This window comes from Novosphingobium sp. FW305-C-111 (assembly GCF_058783565.1).
On sequence record NZ_JBYSYP010000001.1, the window covers coordinates 110883 to 131158 of the forward strand.

Annotated in this window: 20 protein-coding genes; 18 read left to right on the forward strand and 2 right to left on the reverse strand. The window is 69.1% G+C overall.

What is annotated here, in order from left to right:
- Positions 1 to 45 precede the first annotated feature (45 nt).
- The 10 genes from AC3WLD_RS00560 (at position 46) to AC3WLD_RS00605 (ending at position 7732) form a co-directional block, all read left to right on the forward strand.
- A complete protein-coding gene (locus AC3WLD_RS00560; RefSeq protein WP_492554959.1) occupies positions 46 to 480 on the forward strand; it encodes an SUF system Fe-S cluster assembly regulator in 435 nt (144 codons plus the stop codon).
- On the forward strand, positions 477 to 1958 hold the full coding sequence (gene sufB / locus AC3WLD_RS00565; protein WP_492554960.1) for a Fe-S cluster assembly protein SufB: 1482 nt from the start codon (positions 477 to 479) through the stop codon (positions 1956 to 1958). The genes AC3WLD_RS00560 and sufB overlap by 4 nt, the downstream gene beginning before the upstream one ends.
- Complete coding sequence (locus AC3WLD_RS00570) at positions 1955 to 2455, forward strand: endonuclease domain-containing protein (protein ID WP_492554961.1); 501 nt, start codon at positions 1955 to 1957, stop codon at positions 2453 to 2455. Before sufB ends, AC3WLD_RS00570 begins: the two co-directional genes overlap by 4 nt.
- Positions 2452 to 2613 (forward strand): hypothetical protein, encoded by a 162-nt coding sequence (locus tag AC3WLD_RS00575; protein WP_492554962.1) that lies wholly within the window; start codon positions 2452 to 2454, stop codon positions 2611 to 2613. The genes AC3WLD_RS00570 and AC3WLD_RS00575 overlap by 4 nt, the downstream gene beginning before the upstream one ends.
- Positions 2607 to 3347, forward strand: coding sequence for a Fe-S cluster assembly ATPase SufC (gene sufC, locus AC3WLD_RS00580; RefSeq protein ID WP_492554963.1), 741 nt, complete (start codon positions 2607 to 2609; stop codon positions 3345 to 3347). The genes AC3WLD_RS00575 and sufC overlap by 7 nt, the downstream gene beginning before the upstream one ends.
- The gene (locus AC3WLD_RS00585) at positions 3344 to 4069 is read left to right on the forward strand and encodes a SufB/SufD family protein (RefSeq protein WP_492554964.1); all 726 of its coding nucleotides are present in this window, start codon (positions 3344 to 3346) and stop codon (positions 4067 to 4069) included. The genes sufC and AC3WLD_RS00585 overlap by 4 nt, the downstream gene beginning before the upstream one ends.
- 97 nt (positions 4070 to 4166) lie before the next feature.
- Positions 4167 to 5396, forward strand: coding sequence for a cysteine desulfurase (locus AC3WLD_RS00590; RefSeq protein WP_492555322.1), 1230 nt, complete (start codon positions 4167 to 4169; stop codon positions 5394 to 5396).
- Positions 5393 to 5860: an SUF system Fe-S cluster assembly protein gene (locus AC3WLD_RS00595; protein WP_492554965.1), complete on the forward strand. Its 468-nt coding sequence runs from the start codon at positions 5393 to 5395 to the stop codon at positions 5858 to 5860. The genes AC3WLD_RS00590 and AC3WLD_RS00595 overlap by 4 nt, the downstream gene beginning before the upstream one ends.
- 114 nt (positions 5861 to 5974) lie before the next feature.
- Positions 5975 to 6334 carry a HesB/IscA family protein gene (locus tag AC3WLD_RS00600; protein ID WP_492555323.1) on the forward strand — a complete coding sequence of 120 codons (360 nt, stop codon included), beginning with the start codon at positions 5975 to 5977 and terminating at the stop codon, positions 6332 to 6334.
- 57 nt (positions 6335 to 6391) lie between these two features.
- Positions 6392 to 7732, forward strand: coding sequence for an oxygenase MpaB family protein (locus tag AC3WLD_RS00605; protein ID WP_492554966.1), 1341 nt, complete (start codon positions 6392 to 6394; stop codon positions 7730 to 7732).
- Here AC3WLD_RS00605 and AC3WLD_RS00610 read toward each other — a convergent pair.
- Entirely contained in the window at positions 7710 to 8435 is a 726-nt protein-coding gene (locus tag AC3WLD_RS00610) for a TSUP family transporter (protein WP_492554967.1), read from the reverse strand. The genes AC3WLD_RS00605 and AC3WLD_RS00610 overlap by 23 nt on opposite strands.
- A 37-nt stretch (positions 8436 to 8472) precedes the next feature.
- Positions 8473 to 10467, reverse strand: a complete 1995-nt coding sequence (gene thrS / locus AC3WLD_RS00615) for a threonine--tRNA ligase (RefSeq protein WP_492554968.1) — start codon at positions 10465 to 10467, stop codon at positions 8473 to 8475.
- A gap of 339 nt (positions 10468 to 10806) precedes the next feature.
- On the opposite strand from thrS, the gene AC3WLD_RS00620 reads away from it, so the two are divergent.
- From AC3WLD_RS00620 to AC3WLD_RS00655, 8 genes are all read left to right on the forward strand, one after another.
- Positions 10807 to 11226, forward strand: a complete 420-nt coding sequence (locus tag AC3WLD_RS00620) for a hypothetical protein (protein ID WP_492554969.1) — start codon at positions 10807 to 10809, stop codon at positions 11224 to 11226.
- Positions 11223 to 11417, forward strand: a complete 195-nt coding sequence (locus tag AC3WLD_RS00625) for a helix-turn-helix transcriptional regulator (RefSeq protein ID WP_492554970.1) — start codon at positions 11223 to 11225, stop codon at positions 11415 to 11417. Before AC3WLD_RS00620 ends, AC3WLD_RS00625 begins: the two co-directional genes overlap by 4 nt.
- Before the next feature lie 3 nt (positions 11418 to 11420).
- Entirely contained in the window at positions 11421 to 11555 is a 135-nt protein-coding gene (locus tag AC3WLD_RS00630; protein WP_492554971.1) for a hypothetical protein, read from the forward strand.
- Positions 11552 to 12289: an alpha/beta fold hydrolase gene (locus AC3WLD_RS00635; protein ID WP_492554972.1), complete on the forward strand. Its 738-nt coding sequence runs from the start codon at positions 11552 to 11554 to the stop codon at positions 12287 to 12289. Before AC3WLD_RS00630 ends, AC3WLD_RS00635 begins: the two co-directional genes overlap by 4 nt.
- A 7-nt stretch (positions 12290 to 12296) precedes the next feature.
- Positions 12297 to 13187, forward strand: a complete 891-nt coding sequence (locus tag AC3WLD_RS00640) for a tetratricopeptide repeat protein (RefSeq protein ID WP_492554973.1) — start codon at positions 12297 to 12299, stop codon at positions 13185 to 13187.
- Positions 13184 to 14167 carry an LLM class flavin-dependent oxidoreductase gene (locus AC3WLD_RS00645; protein WP_492554974.1) on the forward strand — a complete coding sequence of 328 codons (984 nt, stop codon included), beginning with the start codon at positions 13184 to 13186 and terminating at the stop codon, positions 14165 to 14167. The genes AC3WLD_RS00640 and AC3WLD_RS00645 overlap by 4 nt, the downstream gene beginning before the upstream one ends.
- 103 nt (positions 14168 to 14270) lie before the next feature.
- The gene (locus AC3WLD_RS00650; RefSeq protein ID WP_492554975.1) at positions 14271 to 18953 is read left to right on the forward strand and encodes an NAD-glutamate dehydrogenase; all 4683 of its coding nucleotides are present in this window, start codon (positions 14271 to 14273) and stop codon (positions 18951 to 18953) included.
- A gap of 89 nt (positions 18954 to 19042) precedes the next feature.
- Entirely contained in the window at positions 19043 to 20272 is a 1230-nt protein-coding gene (locus tag AC3WLD_RS00655; protein WP_492554976.1) for an NAD(P)/FAD-dependent oxidoreductase, read from the forward strand.
- Positions 20273 to 20276: the final 4 nt, after the last annotated feature.

A 20276-nucleotide genomic window follows, 5' to 3' on the forward strand; every position in this document is an offset into this window, starting at 1 on the left:
GAATCAGTCCGATTTAATCGGGCACTTCCGGAAGTATCTTGAATCATGCGACTTTCCAGCATGGCCGACTATGCCGTCGTCACGATGAGCGCCGCTGCACGCCACTGCGGCGGCGCGCGGGTTTCGGCCCAGCAGCTCGCCGATGAGACCGGGCTGCCCGCGCCGACGGTGCAGAAGCTGGTCAGCAAGTTGTCGGCCGCCGGCCTGCTCAAGTCCTCGCGCGGTGCGGGCGGCGGGCTGAAGCTCGCCCGCCCGGCCGCGGCGATCACGCTGGCGGACATCGTCGAGGCGGTCGAAGGGCCGATCGCGCTCGCCCCGTGCAGCGATCACGGCAAGCACGACTGCACGCTGGAATCGGCCTGCGGCGTCCGCCCGCACTGGCCGGTGGTCGACGCCGCGCTGCGCGGCGCGCTCGCCGGGGTACCGCTTACCCAGCTGGCCAGCCCCCAGCTTGCCAGTCCGATGGGAGTGCCGGCATGACCGAGGAAACCCAGGTCAAGGACCAGGCCGCCCGCGACGCCGCCGCCAAGGTCGCCGACTACGAGCACGGCTGGTCGTCGGACATCGAGCAGGAGTTCGGGCCCAAGGGCCTGAACGAGGACACCGTCCGCTATATCTCGGCCAAGAAGAACGAGCCGGAGTGGATGCTGGAATGGCGGCTCAAGGCCTATCGCCACTGGCTGACCATGACCCCGCCGGACTGGGCCAAGCTCAACGTGCCGCCGATCGACTACCAGGACGCCTATTACTGGGCCGCGCCCAAGGCCAAGCCCAAGCTCGGCAGCCTCGACGAGGTCGACCCCGAAATCCTGCGTGTCTACGAAAAGCTCGGCATCCCGCTGGAGGAGCAGAAGGTCCTCGCCGGGGTCGAGGGCGCGCGCAAGGTCGCGGTGGACGCGGTGTTCGACTCCGTCTCGGTTGCCACGACCTTCCGCAAGGAGCTGGAAGCGGCGGGCGTGATCTTCCGCTCGATCAGCGAGGCGATCCGCGAATACCCCGAGCTGGTGAAGAAGTGGCTCGGCAAGGTCGTGCCGATGCACGACAACTACTTCGCCACGCTCAATTGCGCGGTCTTTTCCGACGGCACCTTCGTCTACATCCCCGAGGGCGTGCGCTGCCCGATGGAGCTGTCCACCTATTTCCGCATCAACGCCGAAAACACCGGGCAGTTCGAGCGGACCCTGATCGTCGCCGACAAGGGCAGCTACGTCTCCTACCTCGAAGGCTGCACCGCCCCCCAACGCGACGAGAACCAGCTCCATGCCGCCGTGGTCGAACTGGTCGCGCTCGACGATGCCGAGATCAAGTATTCCACCGTGCAGAACTGGTACCCCGGCAATGCCGAGGGCAAGGGCGGGATCTACAACTTCGTGACCAAGCGGGCGCTGTGCCAGGGCGCGCGCAGCAAGGTTTCGTGGACCCAGGTCGAAACCGGCAGCGCGATCACCTGGAAGTATCCCAGTTGCGTGCTCAACGGCGAGGATTCGGTCGGCGAGTTCTACTCGGTCGCGGTCACCAACAACTACCAGCAGGCCGATACCGGCACCAAGATGATTCACAACGGCAAGCGCAGCCGTTCGACCATCGTCTCCAAGGGCATCTCGGCGGGCAAGAGCAACAACACCTACCGCGGGCTGGTGCGCGTCGCGCCGCGTGCGGAAGGGGTGCGCAACTTCACCCAGTGCGACAGCCTGCTCCTCGGCAAGGACTGCGGCGCGCACACCGTGCCCTATATCGAGGTGCGCAATCCCAGCGCCCAGATCGAGCACGAGGCGACCACCTCGAAAATTTCCGACGACCAGCTGTTCTACGCGATGCAGCGCGGGCTCGGCCAGGAAGAGGCGGTGGCGCTGATCGTCAACGGCTTCGCCAAGGAAGTGCTGCAGCAGCTGCCGATGGAGTTCGCGGTCGAGGCGCAGAAGCTGCTGGGGATCAGTTTGGAAGGAAGCGTCGGGTGACCGCCAAGAAAACCCTCTCCCTGCGCGCCCCATCCGAACGCGCCGACGCCCCCGCGCTTCAGAAGAAGGGCCGCGGCTGGGCGATTGCGGAGTCGCGGCTCGACAAGATCCATGACCGCGCGCGCGAGATGCGCCGCCATCCCACGGCCGCGCAGACCGCGCTGGCGGATGAGCTGACGAAACTCGATCTCGGCCGCTTTCGCTTCCGGCGCCAGCAGGTGATCGGCTCGGCGATCGTCGATTTCGCCTGCCCGCCGATGAAGCTGGCGATCGAACTGGTCGAGGACGGCGCCGACACCGCGCTCGAGCAGCGCCGCGACGCCAGCCTCGCCGCCGTGGGCGTCAAGGTGCTGCGCTATCCGGCCGCCGATGCGCTGGCCGATCCGGCGGCGCTCGCCGCGCGGATCATCGAGGAAATGAAAGCGCGCTGGGCGGAACTGCGCCCGGCACGCCCGCCGCGCCGTCCGCAGGGCCGGGCGCAGGGGTATCGGCGGTGAGCAGCGCCGCGCTCTCTTTCAACCGTCATGCTGAACGCGTTTCAGCATCCCTTCTGCCCGTCGCTCTGCCCGGTGCGAGCGCGCAGGAGACCCTGAAACAAGTTCAGGGTGACGATGTGTTTCATGACTTCGGTATCGAAAGACTTGCGACGTGCTGAAAATCGAAAACCTCCACGCCACCGTCGCGGACAAGCCGATCCTCAAGGGCTTGTCGCTCCAGATCAATCCGGGCGAGATCCATGCGATCATGGGGCCGAACGGGGCGGGCAAATCGACGCTCGGCTACACCCTCGGCGGGCGGCCGGGGTACGAAGTGACGGCGGGTTCGGTCGAATTCGCGGGGCAGGACCTGCTCGCGCTCGAACCGCATGAACGGGCCGCCGCAGGCCTGTTCCTCGGCTTCCAGTACCCGGTCGAGATCCCCGGCGTGTCGTTCGTCCAGTTCCTGCGCGAGGCGGCCAATGCCCAGCGCAAGGTCCGCGGCGAGGCACCGCTTTCGGGCGGGGAGTTCCTCAAGCTCGCCAAGGAGAAGGCCGGCCTCTTGCGCATGGACATGGACATGCTCAAGCGCCCGGTGAACGTCGGCTTTTCGGGCGGCGAGAAGAAGCGCGCCGAGATGGTCCAGATGGGCATCCTCGATCCCAAGCTGGCGCTGCTCGACGAAACCGATTCCGGGCTCGACATCGACGCGCTTCGGATCGTCGGCGAGGGCATCAACGCGATCATGCGCCAGCCCGGCAAGGCGGTGCTGCTGATCACCCATTACCAGCGGCTGCTCGACTACGTGAAGCCGGACTTCGTCCACGTGCTCGCCGGCGGGCGGATCGTCCGCACCGGCGGGCCTGAGCTGGCGCTGGAGCTGGAAGAGCACGGCTACGAGGCGGCGGCGTGAATGCGCTGACCCTCCCGACCCGCCGCGACGAGGCGTTTCGCTACGCGGACCTCGACGCGCTGGCCCCGCTGTGGCCGGTGGCCGGCGAGGACATCCGCGTCACCGCCGGCGAAAGCGCGGCCATGTCGCTGGTGCTCGAAAGCGGCGCGCGCGACATCGGGATCGTGCTGGAAGACGGCGCGTCGTTCGACCTGCGCGTGCTCGCGGCAGGCAAGGATTACGGGCGGATCGCGGTGACGGCGACGCTCGGCAAGGGCAGCACCTTCACTTTCGGCGCGGCACAGGTCGCGGGCGGCGCGCAGACACTCGAAGTCGTCAGCGAAGTCCGCCACGCCGCGCCCGACGCGGTGAGCCGGCAGGTGGTGCGCTCGGTCGCCGGGGGCACCGCCACGGTCAATTACCTCGGCAAGGTCGCGGTCTCGCGCGGGGCCGATGGCACCGACGGCGAGCAGTCGGTCCGCGCGATGCTGCTCGACCGCACCGCCACCGCCAATGCCCGGCCGGAGCTGGAAATCTACGCCGACGACGTGAAGTGCGCCCACGGCTGCGCGGTGGGCGAACTCGACGCCATGGGCCTGTTCTACATGGCCGCGCGCGGACTGCCGCCCGAAGTGGCCAAGCGGCTGATGCTCCAGGCGTTCCTCGCCGAAGCCTTCGTCGGCGCGGCGGACGAGGCGGCGCTGACCGAAGCGGCGATTGCGGCGCTGGAGGCGGTGCTGTGAACAAGATCCTCACCGGAACGGGGAGGGGGACCATGCGGAGCATGGTGGAGGGGCACGCGCTGTGAACACTTCCGCCGATAGCCTGCGTTCACCGCACGTGCCCCTCCACCACCCTGCGGGTGGTCCCCCTCCCCTTGCAGGGGAGGAATGGCCCGGCCTCCTCAATGCCGACGGCAGCCGCTGGCACTATCTCGATACCGCCGCCACCGCGCAGAAGCCGCGCCCGGTGATCGAGGCCGTCACCCGGGCGATCGGCGGCGACTACGCCACCGTCCACCGCGGCGTCTATGCCCGCTCGGCCGAGATGACGCTCGCCTTCGAGGCGGCGCGGCGCAAGGTGGCCTCGCTGGTTGGCGGCGCGGAAGGCGAGATCGTGTTTACCCGCGGTGCGACCGAGGCGATCAACCTCGTCGCGCAGAGCTGGGGCGGCACGCACCTGACAGCCGGCGACCGCATCCTGCTGTCCACGCTGGAGCACCACTCGAACATCGTGCCGTGGCAATTGCTGCGCGACCGGATCGGCATTGCAATCGACGTCTGCCCGCTCACCGAGGACGGCCGGATCGACCTCGACGCAGCGCAGGCGATGCTCACCCCGGCGCACAAGCTGGTCGCCTTCGCGCACGTTTCCAACGTGCTCGGCTCGGTGCTCGACGTCGAGCGCGCCGTCGCGCTGGCGCACGCCGTCGGCGCGAAGATCCTGCTCGACGGCTGCCAGGCGGTGCCGCGGCTGGCTGTGGACGTGGCGGCGATGGGCTGCGATTTCTATGCGTTCAGCGCGCACAAGCTCTACGGCCCGACCGGGATCGGCGCGCTGTGGGCGCGGGCCGAGATCCTCGATGCCATGCCGCCGTGGCAGGGCGGCGGGGCGATGATCGACCGGGTGACGTTCGAGCGCACGACCTATGCCCCCGCCCCCCAGCGGTTCGAGGCGGGCACGCCCGCCATCGTCGAGGCGATCGGGTTCGGTGCGGCGGTCGATTACGTCCAGGGCATCGGCCTCGCCGCGATCGACGCGCACGAGCGCGCGCTGGTCGCCCAGGCGCGTGATGCCCTGCGGTCGATGAACTCGATCCGCCTGTTCGGACCCGACGAGAGCGCCGGCATCGTCAGCTTCGCGCTGGAGGGCGTCCACCCGCACGACCTCGGCACGATCCTCGATGAAGAGGGCGTCGCGATCCGCGCCGGGCACCACTGTGCGCAGCCGCTGATGGACCACCTCGGCGTCCCCGCCACGGCCCGGGCGAGCTTCGGCATCTACAGCGATGAAAGCGATATCGCCGCGCTCGTGCGCGGCATCGAACGAACGAAGAGGATCTTCGGATGAGCGGTTTCGAGGTCGAGGAAGTGGATGGCATCGAGCCGCCGCGCCGCGCCAAGGTGGAGGATGTGGCCGAAACGCCCGTGGAGAAGCTCGAGCGCAAGCGCGACTATCTCGAAGGCTTTCTGGCGCAGAAGCCCGAAGGGCTCTCCCCCGGCCAGCCCGGCGGCGACATCTACGAGGGCGTGATCTCCGCGCTGCGCGAGATCTTCGATCCCGAGATTCCGGTGAACATCTACGACCTCGGGCTGATCTATGGCGTCGAGGTGTCGGACGAAGCGCACGTCAATGTGACGATGACGCTGACCACGCCGCACTGCCCGGTCGCCGAATCGATGCCCGGCGAGGTCGAACTGCGCGTCTCCGCCGTCCCCGGCGTGCGCGATGCCGAGGTCAATCTCGTCTGGGACCCGCCGTGGGACCCGTCGAACATGAGCGACGAGGCCAAGCTGGAACTGGGCATGCTGTAGTTCCCCTCCCGCTGGCGGGAGGAGCTGGGGGTGGGCACGGGCCAGCCGCATCCCTATCTTGATAGAGGCCCACCCCCGACCCCTCCCGCAAGCAGGAGGGGGGAGCAGATGACGATGACCACCGAGACCAAGACCCGCGCCCGCCCTGCCGCCGTGATGCTGACGGCCAATGCCGAAGCGCGCATCGCCAAGCTGATGGCGTCGGCGCCCGAAGGGGCGATCGGGGTCAAGCTTTCGACGCCGCGCCGCGGCTGTTCGGGCCTCGCCTATTCGGTGGATTACGTGAACGAGGCTGTGCCCTTCGACGAGCGGATCGAGACACCCGGCGGCACCTTCTTCATCGACGGCGGCTCGGTGCTGTATCTCGTCGGCAGCACGATGGACTGGGTCGAGGACGATTTCCAGGCCGGGTTCGTGTTCGAGAACCCCAACGCCAAGGGCAGCTGCGGCTGCGGCGAGAGCTTCACGGTCTGAGCCTTGCTACCAAAGGGTAGCATGTTAGGATGGTGTCCCTGAACGAGGACGCCCCCGATGCCGCTGCCGCTCGACCAGTTGCGCGCCAAGATCGCCGCGCAGAAGACCGACAACCCCGCGATGTACGGCGGCATCGACTTCGACTTGCGCCCCGAACGGCTGATCTCCGGGCAACCCGAGCTGTCGGAACTGCGCGGGGCGGGCAAGGCTTCTGCCTTGCGGTTGATGGCTAACAGCGACCTTGTCGGGCGGATGGAAGCCTACACGATGCTCGGCGACAGCGTCGCCGATCCCTACGCCGCGCTGATGCGTGAGCGCGGCTTCCGCCCGCTCGTCGACATGCTGGTCACCGCCTGCGACCGCGGTGTCGAGGCGGTGGAGAACGCGCCGCCCGAGCTCATCGCCTTCGTCCGCGCGATGGAGGCACGCCCCGCCTGGGTCGACATGGCGCTGGTCGAGCGCGGGGCGAGGCTGCAGCGCAACGCCATGGCCAACTTCGCGCCGTGGTCGATCCGCGGGGCGTTCGTCGCGACCTTCATGAACAAGTACGCTGCGCTGCCGATGGCGCTGACCGGCACGCTCTCGCACAAGACCGCGGCGCGGCGGATCAAGGAAACCGCGACCTTCTTCGGCACGACCATGCTGCCCGGCGCACTCGAGCGGTTCGGCCCCGGGTTCAAGGCGGCGGCGATGGTCCGGCTGATGCACTCGATGGTGCGGTTCAACGTGCTTTCGACCGGGCGCTGGGACCAGAAGGTCTTCGGCATCCCGATCCCGCAGGTCGACCAGATGCCGGCCGGGCTGATCTCGGATTTCTTCATCTCGTCGAAGGCGCTGAAGGAAGGGCGGACCAGCTTTACGCCGGACGAGCGCGCGCAGGTGGAACTCAGCCGCTATCGCTGCTTCCTCCTCGGCCTGCCGGAAGACCTGCTGGCCGATACCCCGCAAGGCATAGTCGATGCGTGGAACGCGCGGATGCTTACGCTGCGCAGCGGCTATGACGACGCGACCTGCGGCGAACTGCTGCGCGCGACGATGGCGGCGGACCTCGGCGACACCTCGACTCCGCAGGGCCGGCTGCGCGAGAAGTATGAACGCAGCTTCGCCAAGGTCTATTTCATCGACAACTTCCTCGAAGGGAACACGGCGCGGGCGCGGAGCATGGGCGTTGTCGCCGATCCCGTCGACCGGCTGCGCGCGGCGGCGGTGGGGGCGCGGGTGGTCGGCAAGATGACCGCCTATGGTGCTGCGAGCCGCGTGCCGGTGCTCCGCGAGGTGGCCGACGTGCGGCTGGTCGGCAAGCTCAAGCGCTACCTAGGCAGCCTTGGCCATGCCGAGTTCACGACCGACGCGGCCAAGTACAAGCCGGCCGCCCTCAAGCCCAGTCCAGCAACCTGACCACCGCCATCACGCCGGAAAGGCCGAGCACGAAGCCGACGAACCCACGCCACGCGGCATCGGAGACCTTGCCGAAGGCCATGCTGCCGATGCGGTTGCCGAGCAGGACGGGTACGAACAGCAGCAGCGCGAACAACGCGTCGCGCCACGAAGCGAGCCCCAGCAGCAGCGCCGCCGCGGTGCTCGCTGCCGAGGTCATCAGGAACACCGTCAGCATCGAATTGCGCGCCACCGCCGCCGGAATCGGGCGGCGCAGGTAATAGGGGACGACCGGCGGCCCCGGCATCCCCGCGAACCCGGTGAGCAACCCGGCGGAGAGTCCGGTCAGCCCGGTCTCGACGTTGCCCGGCACATGCTCGCCCTTCGGCGGCAGCAGGACCAGCACGAACGCCCCGATGGCCACTCCGGCAATCAGCACCCGCGCCAGCTGCGGCGGGGTTTCGGCGAGGACCAGCAGGCCGAGCGGCGTCGCCAGCATGGCGAGACCGCCGATCAGCCCGGCGCTTTTTTCGCCCCCGCCCCAGACCGTGCGCGCGCCGACCAGCCCGATTAGCAGGCCCAGCATATTGGAAACGACCACCGCCTCAGCCGGCGGGATCACCAGCCCGAGCAGGGGCACCAGCAGGATCGCCATCCCGAACCCGGCGAGCCCGCGCACGAACGCTGCGATCAGCGCCGCGAGGGCGCAAAGCAGCACTGGCATGAGGTCAGGCAGCTCGAGGGCGAAGGGGATCAGCGGCTCAGCCTCGCAGGTCCGGCGCGGTCGCCTCGCCCTTCAGCAGCGCGATCGCGTCGGCCAGCGGCATCACTTTCTGCTGCTGTTCGCCCAGCGTGCGAATGGCAACGGTGCCCTCCTCGGCCTCGCGCTTGCCGACGACCAGCAGGTACGGGACCTTCTGCAGCGAGTGTTCGCGGACCTTGTAGTTGATCTTCTCGTTGCGCGTGTCGCTCTCCACCCGGATGCCGGCCGCGGCGAGCTGCGCGGTGGCCTCGCGGGCGTAGTCGTCGGCATCGGAAACGATCGTCGCGACCACCGCCTGGACCGGGGCGAGCCAGGTCGGCAGCTTGCCGGCGAAGTGTTCGATCAGGATGCCGATGAAGCGTTCGTAGCTGCCGAAGATCGCGCGGTGGAGCATGACCGGGCGGTGCTTCTCGCCGTCCTCGCCGATGTAGCTGGCGTCGAGCCGTTCGGGCAGAACGCGGTCCGACTGGATCGTGCCGACCTGCCAGGTCCGCCCGATCGCGTCGGTCAGGTGCCATTCGAGCTTGGGCGCATAGAACGCGCCTTCACCGGGGAGTTCCTCCCAGCCGTAAGCCTCGGTGGCGAGGCCCGCCTCGATCACCGCGTTGCGCAGCTCGTCCTCGGCCTTGTCCCAGTCCGCGTCGCTGCCGAAGCGCTTTTCGGGGCGCAGCGCGAGCTTGATCGAATAGGTGAAGCCGAAGTCCTTGTAGATCCGGTCGGCGAGCTCGCAGAACGCGCGAACCTCATCGACGATCTGGTCCTCGCGGCAGAAGATGTGGGCGTCGTCCTGGGTGAACTGGCGCACCCGCATCAGCCCGTGGAGCGCGCCGTGCGGTTCGTTGCGATGGCAGCAGCCGTTCTCGTAGAGCCGCAGCGGCAACTCGCGATAGGACTTCAGGCCCTGCCGGAAGATCAGCACGTGCGCCGGACAGTTCATCGGCTTCAAGGCCATCCAGTCGGCCTCGCCCGAGATCACCGGACCTTCGTCCTCGGTGTTGGGGACCTCGTCGGGGATGACGAACATGTTCTCGCGGTACTTGCCCCAGTGGCCGGACTGCTCCCACTGGCGCGCGTCCATGACCTGCGGGGTCTTGACCTCGCGGTAGCCCGCGGCGTCGATCGCGCGGCGCATGTAGGCCTCGAGCTCGCGCCAGACCTTGAACCCCTTGGGATGCCAGAACACGCTTCCGTGAGCCTCGGCCTGGAGGTGGAACAGGTCCATCTCGTTGCCCAGCCGGCGGTGGTCGCGCTTGGCCGCTTCTTCCAGTCGCGTGAGGTGCGCGTCGAGCTGCTTCTTGTTCAGCCAGCCGGTGCCGTAGATGCGGCTGAGCATCGCGTTCTTCTGGTCGCCGCGCCAGTAGGCGCCCGACACGCGGGTCAGCTTGAAGGCGGCGGGATCGAGCTTGCCGGTCGAGGCGAGGTGCGGCCCGCGGCACATGTCGTACCAGTCCGAGCCTGAGTGATAGACGGTCAGCTCCTCGCCGGCGGGAAGCTCGGCGGCCCATTCGGCCTTGAAGGTCTCGCCCGCCGCGCGCCACTTGGCGATGAGGTCGTCGCGGCCCACCACCTCGCGGACCAGCGGCTTGTCGGCGGCGATGATCGCGCGCATCTTCGCCTCGATCGCCGGCAGGTCCTCGTCGGTGAACGGGCGCTCGGCGGGCGCGAAGTCGTAGTAGAAGCCGTCGTCGGTGCTCGGACCGAAGGTGATCTGGGTGCCGGGGAACAGCGCCTGCACCGCCTCTGCCAGCACGTGGGCATAGTCGTGCCGGGCGAGTTCGAGCGCATCGGCTTCGTCGCGCGAGGTCACCAGCGCGAGGTTCGCGTCGCCCTCGAACGGGCGCATGATGTCGCGCAGTTCGCCGTCCACGCGCGCCGCGATCGCCGCCTTGGCGAGGCCGGGGCCGATGGCCGCCGCGACGTCATAGGGGGTCGAGCCCGCGGGCATTTCGCGGACCGATCCGTCGGGCAGGCTGATCTTGAGCAATTCGGACATCGTCAACTCTCGTTCTCGGGCCACGCGCTTTGGCACAAAGCCGCGGCCCCGCAAAGGCAGGCGTCTCAGGTCATACGGTCAGGGCAGGAGACGCCGCCTGCCCGACCGGGCTGCGGCATCGCTGGCGCGTGTCAGCGCGAACGACCCCGCCCCCGGCAAGCCGGGGTGGTGGTAGTCGTCGCGGTTGTGCGGCGCATAGGCATGACGGCCACATAGCTGCGCTTCCCGGGCTTGTCACCCGGCACCATTGGTCAACTTTCCGCGTCAATGTGACAATGACGCTTGACAAGCCATCCCAGAAGGTCAAGTAAGCTTGTCATAAGTTCAAGGAAACCAATCATGACCAATATGAAGAGCCCGGCCCATCGCCGTTATGTGATCCGCCTCGCTGTACTCATGACCGCCTATATCCTGCTGCTCGTGCTCGCGAACTGGATGTTCAAGCGCGGGCTGGCCGAGGGTGCGCTCGGCTGGGTGCTCGCAGCGCTGCCCGCGCTGCCAATCATCGGGGTGTTCTGGGCGGTGATGCGGCTGCTGGTCGAGCAGACCGACGAATACCTGCGGATGCTGCTGGTCAGGCAGTGTCTCGTCGCCACCGGCTTTGCCCTGGCGATCAGCACGGTTCGCGAATGGCTCGAGAATTTCGACCTGATCTCGGGCGGCACCAACGGCTTCGGCGTGGCGTTCCTGTGGTTCGCGGGCCTCGGCGTCGGAGCACTCTACAACCGCATGACCCTTGGTGCGGAGGGCTGCTCGTGAAGAACCGGCTCAAGGTCCTGCGCGCCGAGCGCGACTGGAGCCAGGCCGACCTGGCCGAGCGGCTCGAGGTCTCACGCCAGTCGGTCAACGCGATCGAGACCGGCAAGTACGACCCATCCCTCCCCCTCGCCTTCCGCATCGCCGACCTGTTCGGCCTGCCCATCGAAGCCATCTTCCAGAAAGGAGAATGACCCATGTTCTGCAAATCCCGCACCCGCAACTTCGCCATGTGGGCGGCCATCGCCATCGGCATCACCGCCGCCTCGATGTCGGCCAGCAAGCATGACCGCTTGCCCGCCGCGCTGCCCGCCGCCATGACGGAGCGGTGAGCGAGACAGCCTTTTACCAGATGCCCGATGGGCAGAAGCTGGCCCATGTCCTCAGTCCCGGACATGGGCCAGGAATCGTATTCCTCCCCGGCTACATGTCGGACATGGCCGGCGGGAAGGCGCAGGCCGTGCTCGCCTGGGCGCGGGAGCAGGGGCGGTCGTGCCTGCTGCTCGACTATTCGGGCTGCGGGCTGTCCTCGGGCGCGTTCGCCGACGGAACACTGTCGAAATGGCGCGATGATGTTCTGGCGCTGATCGAACACGCCGGCTTCGACGAGATCGTGCTGGTCGGCTCGTCGATGGGCGGCTGGCTGATGCTGCTGGTAGCCGAGACGCTGGGGCCGCGTGTGAAGGGCTTGGTAGGCATCGCCGCCGCGCCCGACTTTACCGAATGGGGCACCAGCGAGGCCGACAAGGCGCGTCTCGCGGCGGGCGAGACCGTGTACGAGGACAACCCCTACGGCCCCGAACCGACGCCGACCCACCCCGGCTTCTGGGCGGACGGCCAGCGCCTGCGGATGCTCGGCCGCGAGATTGCGATCGACTGCCCGGTGCGCCTGCTCCACGGCCAGCACGACCCCGACGTGCCATGGGAGCTCTCGCTGGAACTCGCTGCGGCCTTGCGTTCAGCCGATGTGCAGGTCACGCTGATCAAGGACGGCGACCACCGCCTCTCGCGCGAATCCGACGTGGCGCTGCTCCTGCGCACGCTGGCCGCGCTGCCCACGGGATGACCTGCCGATGATCCTCGCCGCGCTTCTTTTCCTGATGCAGGACGGCCTGCTCCAGCCGGGCGCCAACCCCGCCCCGCAGGCCGCGAGCGAACTGCCGATCCCGCGCAAGAAGGCCGCGGAGAAAGCCCCGCAGCCGACCGCGCCGTCCGGCCCCGCGCCGACGCTCGAGGATGAACGGCTGGCGCTGTGCCTTGCCAGGGTCCGCAGCGATCCCGCCGCCGCCGCGACCGAGGCGGAAGGCTGGCTTGGCCTCAGCCAGACCGCCGCCGCGCAGCGCAAGCCGCGGCTGTGCCTCGGCATGGCGCAGGCGGCGCTGCTGCGCTGGGAAGCGGCCGAACAGACCTTCACCTTGCTCTCGCTCGACACCCCGCTCAAGGACGGCGAAGACGCCGCGGCCTACCGCGTCATGGCCGGGACCGCCGCGCTGGCCGGGGGCTTCCCCGAACGCGCGCTGCCGATGCTCGACGAAGCCGCCTCGATCGGCTCGACCCTGCCGAGCGAGCAGTACGGCGAGATCGAAATCGACCGCGCCCGCGCCTTCGTCGCGATGGAGCGCCTGCCCGAGGCACGCACCGCGCTCGACCACGCGCTGCAACTGACCCCGCAGGACCCCGACGGGTGGCTCCTTTCCGCCACGCTGTATCGCCGGGTCCGCGACCTGGGGAGCGCGCAGAAGGCGATCGAGAAGGCGGCCGAGCTCAATCCGGTCGACCCGGCCGTGGGCCTCGAAGCGGGCGTGATCGCCATGCTCGACGGGCGCGAGCCGGCGGCACGCAAGTCCTGGAATTCGGTCATCGCCGCCGCGCCGAACAGCAACGAGGCGCGGATCGCCACGGGCTATCTCGAGCAGATCGGGCCGGAACAGAGCGCTGAAGCCGGTGTTGTCGGCAAACCATGAAGCTCTCCGTCCTCGATCTTGTCCCCGTCGTAGAGGGTAGCACGATTCGCGACGCGCTCGACGCCAGCGCCGAGCTGGCGAAAACCGCCGAAGCCGCCGGGTACGAGCGGTTCTGGGTCGCCGAGCACCATGCCATGCCCGGGATCGCCAGCGCCGCGACCTCGGTCACGCTCGCCCACATCGGCCACGCCACCAGCACCATCCGAATCGGCGCGGGCGGGATCATGCTGCCCAATCACAACCCGTTCGTGATCGCCGAGCAGTTCGGCACGCTCGACGCGCTGTTTCCCGGGCGCATCGACCTTGGCCTCGGCCGCGCACCGGGGGCGGACGGGCGGATCGCCAATGCCCTGCGCAAGGACCTGATGGCCTCGTCCGAACGGTTTCCCAACGACGTGGTCGAGCTGCGCGCGCTGTTCGCTGGCGATCCGCGCCTGTCGTTGCAGGCGACGCCGGGCCAGGGCGCGGCGGTCAAGCTGTGGATCCTCGGTTCGAGCACCTTCGGGGCGCAGCTCGCCGCGATGCTCGGGCTGCCCTATGCCTTCGCCTCGCACTTCGCGCCCGACCAGCTCGACGCGGCGCTGAAGATCTACCGCGAGCGGTTCGAGCCGTCGGAGACGCTGGACAGGCCCTATGCGGTCGCCGCGATCAACGTCCTCGCCGCCGAAAGCGACGACGAGGCGGCGTACCGGATGAGCTCGATGGACCAGGCGTTCGTCGCGCTGCGCACCGGCCAGCCGGGCAAGCTGAAGCCGCCGGTGCGCGGCTATCGCGACAGCCTGCCGCCGCACCTGCTGGGCATGCTCGAACACATGCGCCAGGCTTCGGCGATCGGCTCGGTCGATACGGTGCGCGAGCGGATCGCCGCCTTTGCCCAGCGCACCGGCGCCGACGAACTGATCGTCGCCGGCTCCACGTTCGAGCCGGAATGGCGCCGCCGCTCGCTTGAGCTGACGATGCAGGCGGTCGCCGGGCTCTAGAATCCGGTTTCAAAAGATACAAAATATTGCTTCACGTTAGCGACACAAAATTATAAAGCCGACCGACGGATCCTGCCGCGCCGGAGAGAGCCAGGAACACGAGATGGCCAGAAAATCGTCCCCCGCCGCCCTCGCCAAGACCCTTGGCGACCGTTTCTGCGCTTCGCTGCTGCCCGGCGAGGCGCCCGGCTTCGGCCCCGAGCAGTGCGCCGAGGCCGCTGCCTTCGCGATGCAGGCGCTGGCCAGGCGCGAGGACGGCGAGCCGGGGCTGGTGGTCGATTCGGTAACCTCCCCGACCTCGGGCCAGCGCTACCTGCGTATGGCGCTGGTCAACGACGACATGCCGTTCCTGGTCGATTCGATCGCGGCGACGGTCGCGGCCTACGGCCTCGTCGTCGATCGCCTGGTCCACCCGGTGATCCCGGTCAGCCGGAGCGCCGAGGGCGTGCTGCTCGCGATTGACCCCGACCAGCCGACCGCGCGCGAATCGGTCATCTACCTCGAGACCGAGCGCGCCGATGCCCGCGTCCGCCGCGACCTCGCCGCCGCGCTCAAGGTCACGCTGGCAGACGTCCGCGCCGCCGTCACCGACTGGCCGAAGCTGCGCGCGGCGATGCTCGCCGATGCCGAGGCGGTTTCCGATCCCGAAGGCGCGGAGCTGCTGCGCTGGCTGGCGGGCGACAACTTCACCCAGCTCGGCCACCTCGTCCACCGGCGCGACGGCAGCCAGCACGGCCTGCTCGGCGTGTGCCGCAAGAGCGCCCGCGCCCTCCTCGCCCCGGCCTCGTGGGAGCGCGCTTTCAGCTGGTTCGAGACCACCCGCCGCCGCGGTGCGGAAGCGCGCCCGGTGCCGCTGGTGATCAAGGCCAACCGCCTGTCCAACGTCCACCGCCGGGTCCCGCTCGACCTGTTCATCGTGCCCGTGATGGAAGACGGCAAGCTCGCCGCGCTGTCGGTCCACGCGGGCATCTGGACCAGCGCCGCGCTTGCCGCCGCGCCGACCGAAATCCCGCGCCTGCGCACCCAGCTTGCCCACCTGATGGACAAGCTGGGATTTGCGCCGGGCGGCCACGCCGGCAAGGCGCTGGTTCACGCGCTGACCGCGCTGCCGCACGACCTTCTCGTCGGCTTCGGCGAGTCCGACCTGGAACGCATCGCCACGGCGATGATCGGGCTGGTCGACCGCCCGCGCCCGCGCCTCGCCCTGGTCCGTGCCCCGCTCGCCCGCCACCTCTTCGCGTTCGTGTGGCTGCCGCGCGACGCCCTGTCCACCGCCACCCGGCTTGCCATCCAGGCGCTGCTCGAACGGGCGACCAAGGCCCCGGCGATGGACTGGGCGCTCTCGGTCGAGGGCAACAACCTCGCCCTCATCCGCTTCGTCCTCGACATCCGCGACGGCGATGCCGCGCCCGACGAGGCGGTGCTCGACGCCGAACTGCAAGCCATGCTGCGCGGCTGGCGCTCCGCCGTCGAAAGCGAGCTGGCGAGCGATGGCGACCCGGCCCGCGCCGCCGCGCTGGCGATGCGTTTCGCCGAGGCGTTCCCGGCCGGATATCGCGCAACCTATGGCGCGGCGAGCGCGGCGGCGGACATCCGCACCTTGCGCACGCTCACCGGCGAGAACGCTCCGCGCCGCGCCGCCCGGCTCCACCGCCTGCCTGGCGAGGACGGCCTGCGGCTCAAGCTCTACCAGCGTGAAGGCGCGATCGTCCTGTCCGACGCGGTGCCGGTCCTCGAGAACTTCGGCTTCCGGGTGCTGGAGGAGAACCCGACCCCGCTGGAGGGCGGCAAGCTCGGCTATATCCACGACTTCCTCGTCGCCCCGCCGGACGATTGCGCGGTGGACGACCTGCTCGCCCGCGCCGGGGCGATCGAAAGCTCGCTCGGCGCGGTGCTCAACGGCGCGGCCGAGGACGATGCGTTCAACCGCCTGATCGTCGCCACCGGCCTGTCGGCGCAGGAGGCCGACTGGCTGCGCGCGTGGTTCCGCTACTTGCGCCAGGCCGGGATGGGTTACGGCATCGCCACGGTGGTCGAGGCGCTGAAGGCCGCGCCGCAAGTGACCCGCGGACTGATCGACGCCTTCGTCGCGCGCCACGACCCCGCTTTCACCGGCAACCGCGAGCAGGCCGCCACCGCCGCCGCGGAAGCCGTCCGCGATGCCCTGACCCGCGTCGCCGCGATCAACGACGACCGCCTGCTCCGCGCCTTCCGGGCGCTCGGCGATGCGATTTTGCGGACCAACGCCTTCGCCCCCGCCGGCCGCGAGGCGCTGGCGTTCAAGCTCGATTCGGCGCTCGTCCCCGGCCTGCCCCGCCCGGTGCCGTGGCGCGAGATCTTCGTCTATTCGCGGCAGGTCGAGGGTATCCACCTGCGCGCCGGCCCGGTCGCGCGCGGCGGACTGCGCTGGTCGGACCGGCGCGACGACTTCCGCACCGAGATCCTCGGGCTGATGAAGGCGCAGCGGGTCAAGAACGCCGTCATCGTGCCGACCGGGGCCAAGGGCGGCTTCTATCCCAAGCAGCTACCCGACCCGGCGCGGGACCGTGAGGGCTGGCTGGCCGAGGGCAAGGCCAGCTACCAGGTGTTCATCCGCACGCTGCTGTCGGTGACCGACAACCTGGTTGGCGGGAAGGTCGTCCACCCCGATGGCGTGGTCATCCACGACGGCGAGGACCCGTACTTCGTGGTCGCCGCCGACAAGGGCACCGCGACCTTCTCCGACGTCGCCAACGCCATCGCCGAAGAGCGCGGCTTCTGGCTCGACGACGCCTTCGCCAGCGGCGGCTCCAACGGTTACGACCACAAGGCGATGGGCATCACCGCCAAGGGCGCGTGGCTTTCGGTGCAGCGGCACTTCCTCGAAATGGGCGTCGACGTGCAGAGCGAGCCGGTCCGTGTGGCGGGTTGCGGCGACATGTCGGGCGACGTGTTCGGCAACGGCATGCTGCTGTCGAAGGCGCTGAAGGTCGTCGCCGCGTTCGACCACCGCCACGTGTTCCTCGACCCCGATCCCGATCCGGCCAGGTCGTGGGCCGAGCGCGCCCGCATGTTCGCGCTGCCCCGCTCGAGCTGGGACGACTACGACAAGGCGCTGATCTCGAAGGGTGGCGGGGTCTTCCCGCGCTCGATGAAGGCGATCCCCTTGTCACCCGAAGTGCGCGCGATGCTCGACCTCGACGTCGCTGAGATCGACCCCGAGGGCCTGATCCACGCGATCCTCAAGGCGCGCGTCGACCTGCTGTGGTTCGGCGGGATCGGCACCTACATCAAGGCTTCGAGCGAGAACAACGCCACGGTCGGCGACCCCGCCAACGACGGTCTGCGGGTCGACGGACGCGAGGTCCGTGCTCGGGTGATCGGCGAGGGCGCCAACCTCGGCACCACGCAGGCCGGTCGGATCGAGTTTGCGCTGCTAGGCGCATCGGGCCTGGGCGGCCGCATCAACACCGACTTCATCGACAATTCGGCCGGGGTCGACTGCTCGGACAACGAGGTCAACATCAAGATCGCGCTCGCCGGGGCTAGGCGCGCCGGGCGGCTGACCGAAAAGGCCCGGGTCGCGCTGCTCGCGAGCATGACCGACGAGGTCGCGTCGCTCGTGCTCGAGGACAACCGCCTCCAGGCGCTCGCCCTGTCAATCGCCCAGCGGCCGGGACCTCTCGCCACGGCGAGCCACGCGCGGCTGATCGACATGCTCGAGGAAGGCGGCGACCTCGACCGCCGGACCGAGGGGCTGGCCGACAGCGACACGCTGAAGCGCCGCGCCACCGACGGCATCGGGCTGACCCGCCCCGAACTCGCGGTCGTGCTGTCGAGCGCCAAGCTGGTCCTCCAGCGCGAGATCGAAGCGAGCGCGCTGCCCGACGATCCGGCGCTGGAAGACGACCTCATCGCCGCCTTCCCCGCCACCATGCAGGGCAAGTTCCGCAAGGACATCCTCGCCCACCGCCTGCGCCGCGAGATGATCGCGACCAAGCTTGCCAACCGCATGATCAACCGGCTCGGCACGATCCACCCGTTCGAACTGATGGAGGAGGAAGGCGCGACGCTGGCCGAAGTCACCGCCGCGTTCGTCGCCGCCGAGCGACTGTTCGGGATGGCCGAGACCTGGCGCGCCATCGATGCCGCGGCGATGCCCGAGACGGCGCGGCTCATGCTGTTCGAGCGCGCCGCCGCGGCACTGCGCGGGCACATGGCCGACATCCTGCGTGCCGGGCACCATACGCTCGTCCCGGGCAGGCTTGTCGCCGAGCTCGGCAAGGGCGTCTCCGTCCTGTCCGCCGAGACCGGCTCGCTGCTCAACGCCGAGGCGCGGGCCCAGGGCGGGCGGCTGGCCGGCGAGCTGGCAGGGGTGGGCGCACCGGCCGAAGTCGCCATGCGGATCGGCCACCTGTTCGACATGGACGGCGCAGTCGGCCTTGCCCGCCTCGCCGCCGACACCCGCACCGATCCGGTCGCGCTGACCCGCGCCTTCACCGATCTGGGCGCGCGGCTCGGGCTCGACTGGGCGCAGCAGGCGGCGACGGCGATGAACCCGTCGGATCCGTGGGAGCGGCTGCTGGTGGCGGGGCTCGCGCGCGATTTCCAGCAGATGCGGCTCGATTTCCTGAAAAGTGCCAGGAAGGCAGCGCCCGGGACGTTCGTCGAAGACTGGCTGACAGAGCGCGAACCGTCGGTACGCCAGTTTCGCGGGCTGGTCGGTCGGGCCCGGGCCGCACAGCCCGTTGCCCCGGCGATGCTGGCGCAGGTCGCGAGCCAGGCACGGAACCTCCTCGGCCGATAAATTACGCTACGGCGGCGCCAATTTGATCTGCGTCACTTGACGGGCGCGCGACTTTCGCCAATCCGCCCGGCAAGATCGGGAGGAATCGGATGGCGCAGGCAGACGTGGTGATCGTGGGAGCCGGGCATGGCGGAGCGCAGGCCGCGCTGGCGCTGCGCACCAACGGTTTCGAGGGCTCGATCCTGATGATCGGCCGCGAAAGCGAACCGCCTTACGAGCGCCCGCCGCTATCGAAGGAATACCTCGCCCGCGACAAGGAGTTCGAGCGGCTCTACATCCGCCCGCCGCAGTTCTGGGCGGACAAGCAGATCGAGATGAAGCTCGGCACCGAAGTCGTCACGGTCGATGCGGCGGCGCATGCGGTCACGCTGTCGGACGGCGGCACGGTGACCTACGGCAAGCTGATCTGGGCCGCAGGCGGCGATCCGCGCAAGTTGTCATGCGCCGGCTCGGACCTCGCCGGGGTCCACGCCGTGCGCACCCGCGAGGACGTCGACCGGCTGATGGGCGAACTCGACGCCGGAGCGCGGCGCGTCGTGGTGATCGGCGGCGGCTACATCGGGCTCGAGGCGGCGGCGGTGCTGACCAAGCTCGGCTGCCACGTCACCCTGCTCGAAGCGCTGCCGCGCATCCTCGCCCGCGTCGCCGGAGAGGACATCTCCACCTTCTATGAAGCCGACCACCGTGCCCACGGCGTCGACCTGCGCACCGGCGTGACCGTCGATTGCCTGGAAGGCGATGGCAGCAAGGTGACCGGGGTCAGGCTTGCCGACGGCGGCGTGCTTCCCGCCGAGATCGTCATCGTCGGGATCGGCATCATCCCCGCGGTCGGCCCGCTGATCGCGGCCGGTGCGGCGGGCGGCAACGGCGTGGACGTGGATGAATTCTGCCGCACCTCGCTCCCCGACGTCTATGCGATCGGTGACTGTGCCGCGTTCGCCTGCGACTTTGCCGGCGGGCAGGTCATGCGGGTCGAATCGGTCCAGAACGCCAACGACATGGCCACCTGCGTCGCCAAGGGCATCTGCGGCGACGAGAAGCCCTATCACGCGCTGCCGTGGTTCTGGTCGAACCAGTACGACCTCAAGCTCCAGACCGCAGGACTTTCGGTCGGCTACGACCAGACCGTGCTGCGCGGCGATCCGGCAACGCGGGCGTTTTCGGTCGTGTATCTGAAGGGCGGGAAGGTCATCGCGCTCGACTGCGTCAACGTGATCAAGGACTATGTCCAGGGCCGCAAGCTGGTCGAAGCCGGGGTGAGCGCGGACCCGGCCGTGCTGGCGGATACCGGCGCGGCGCTGAAGGACCTGGTGGCCTGAGGGC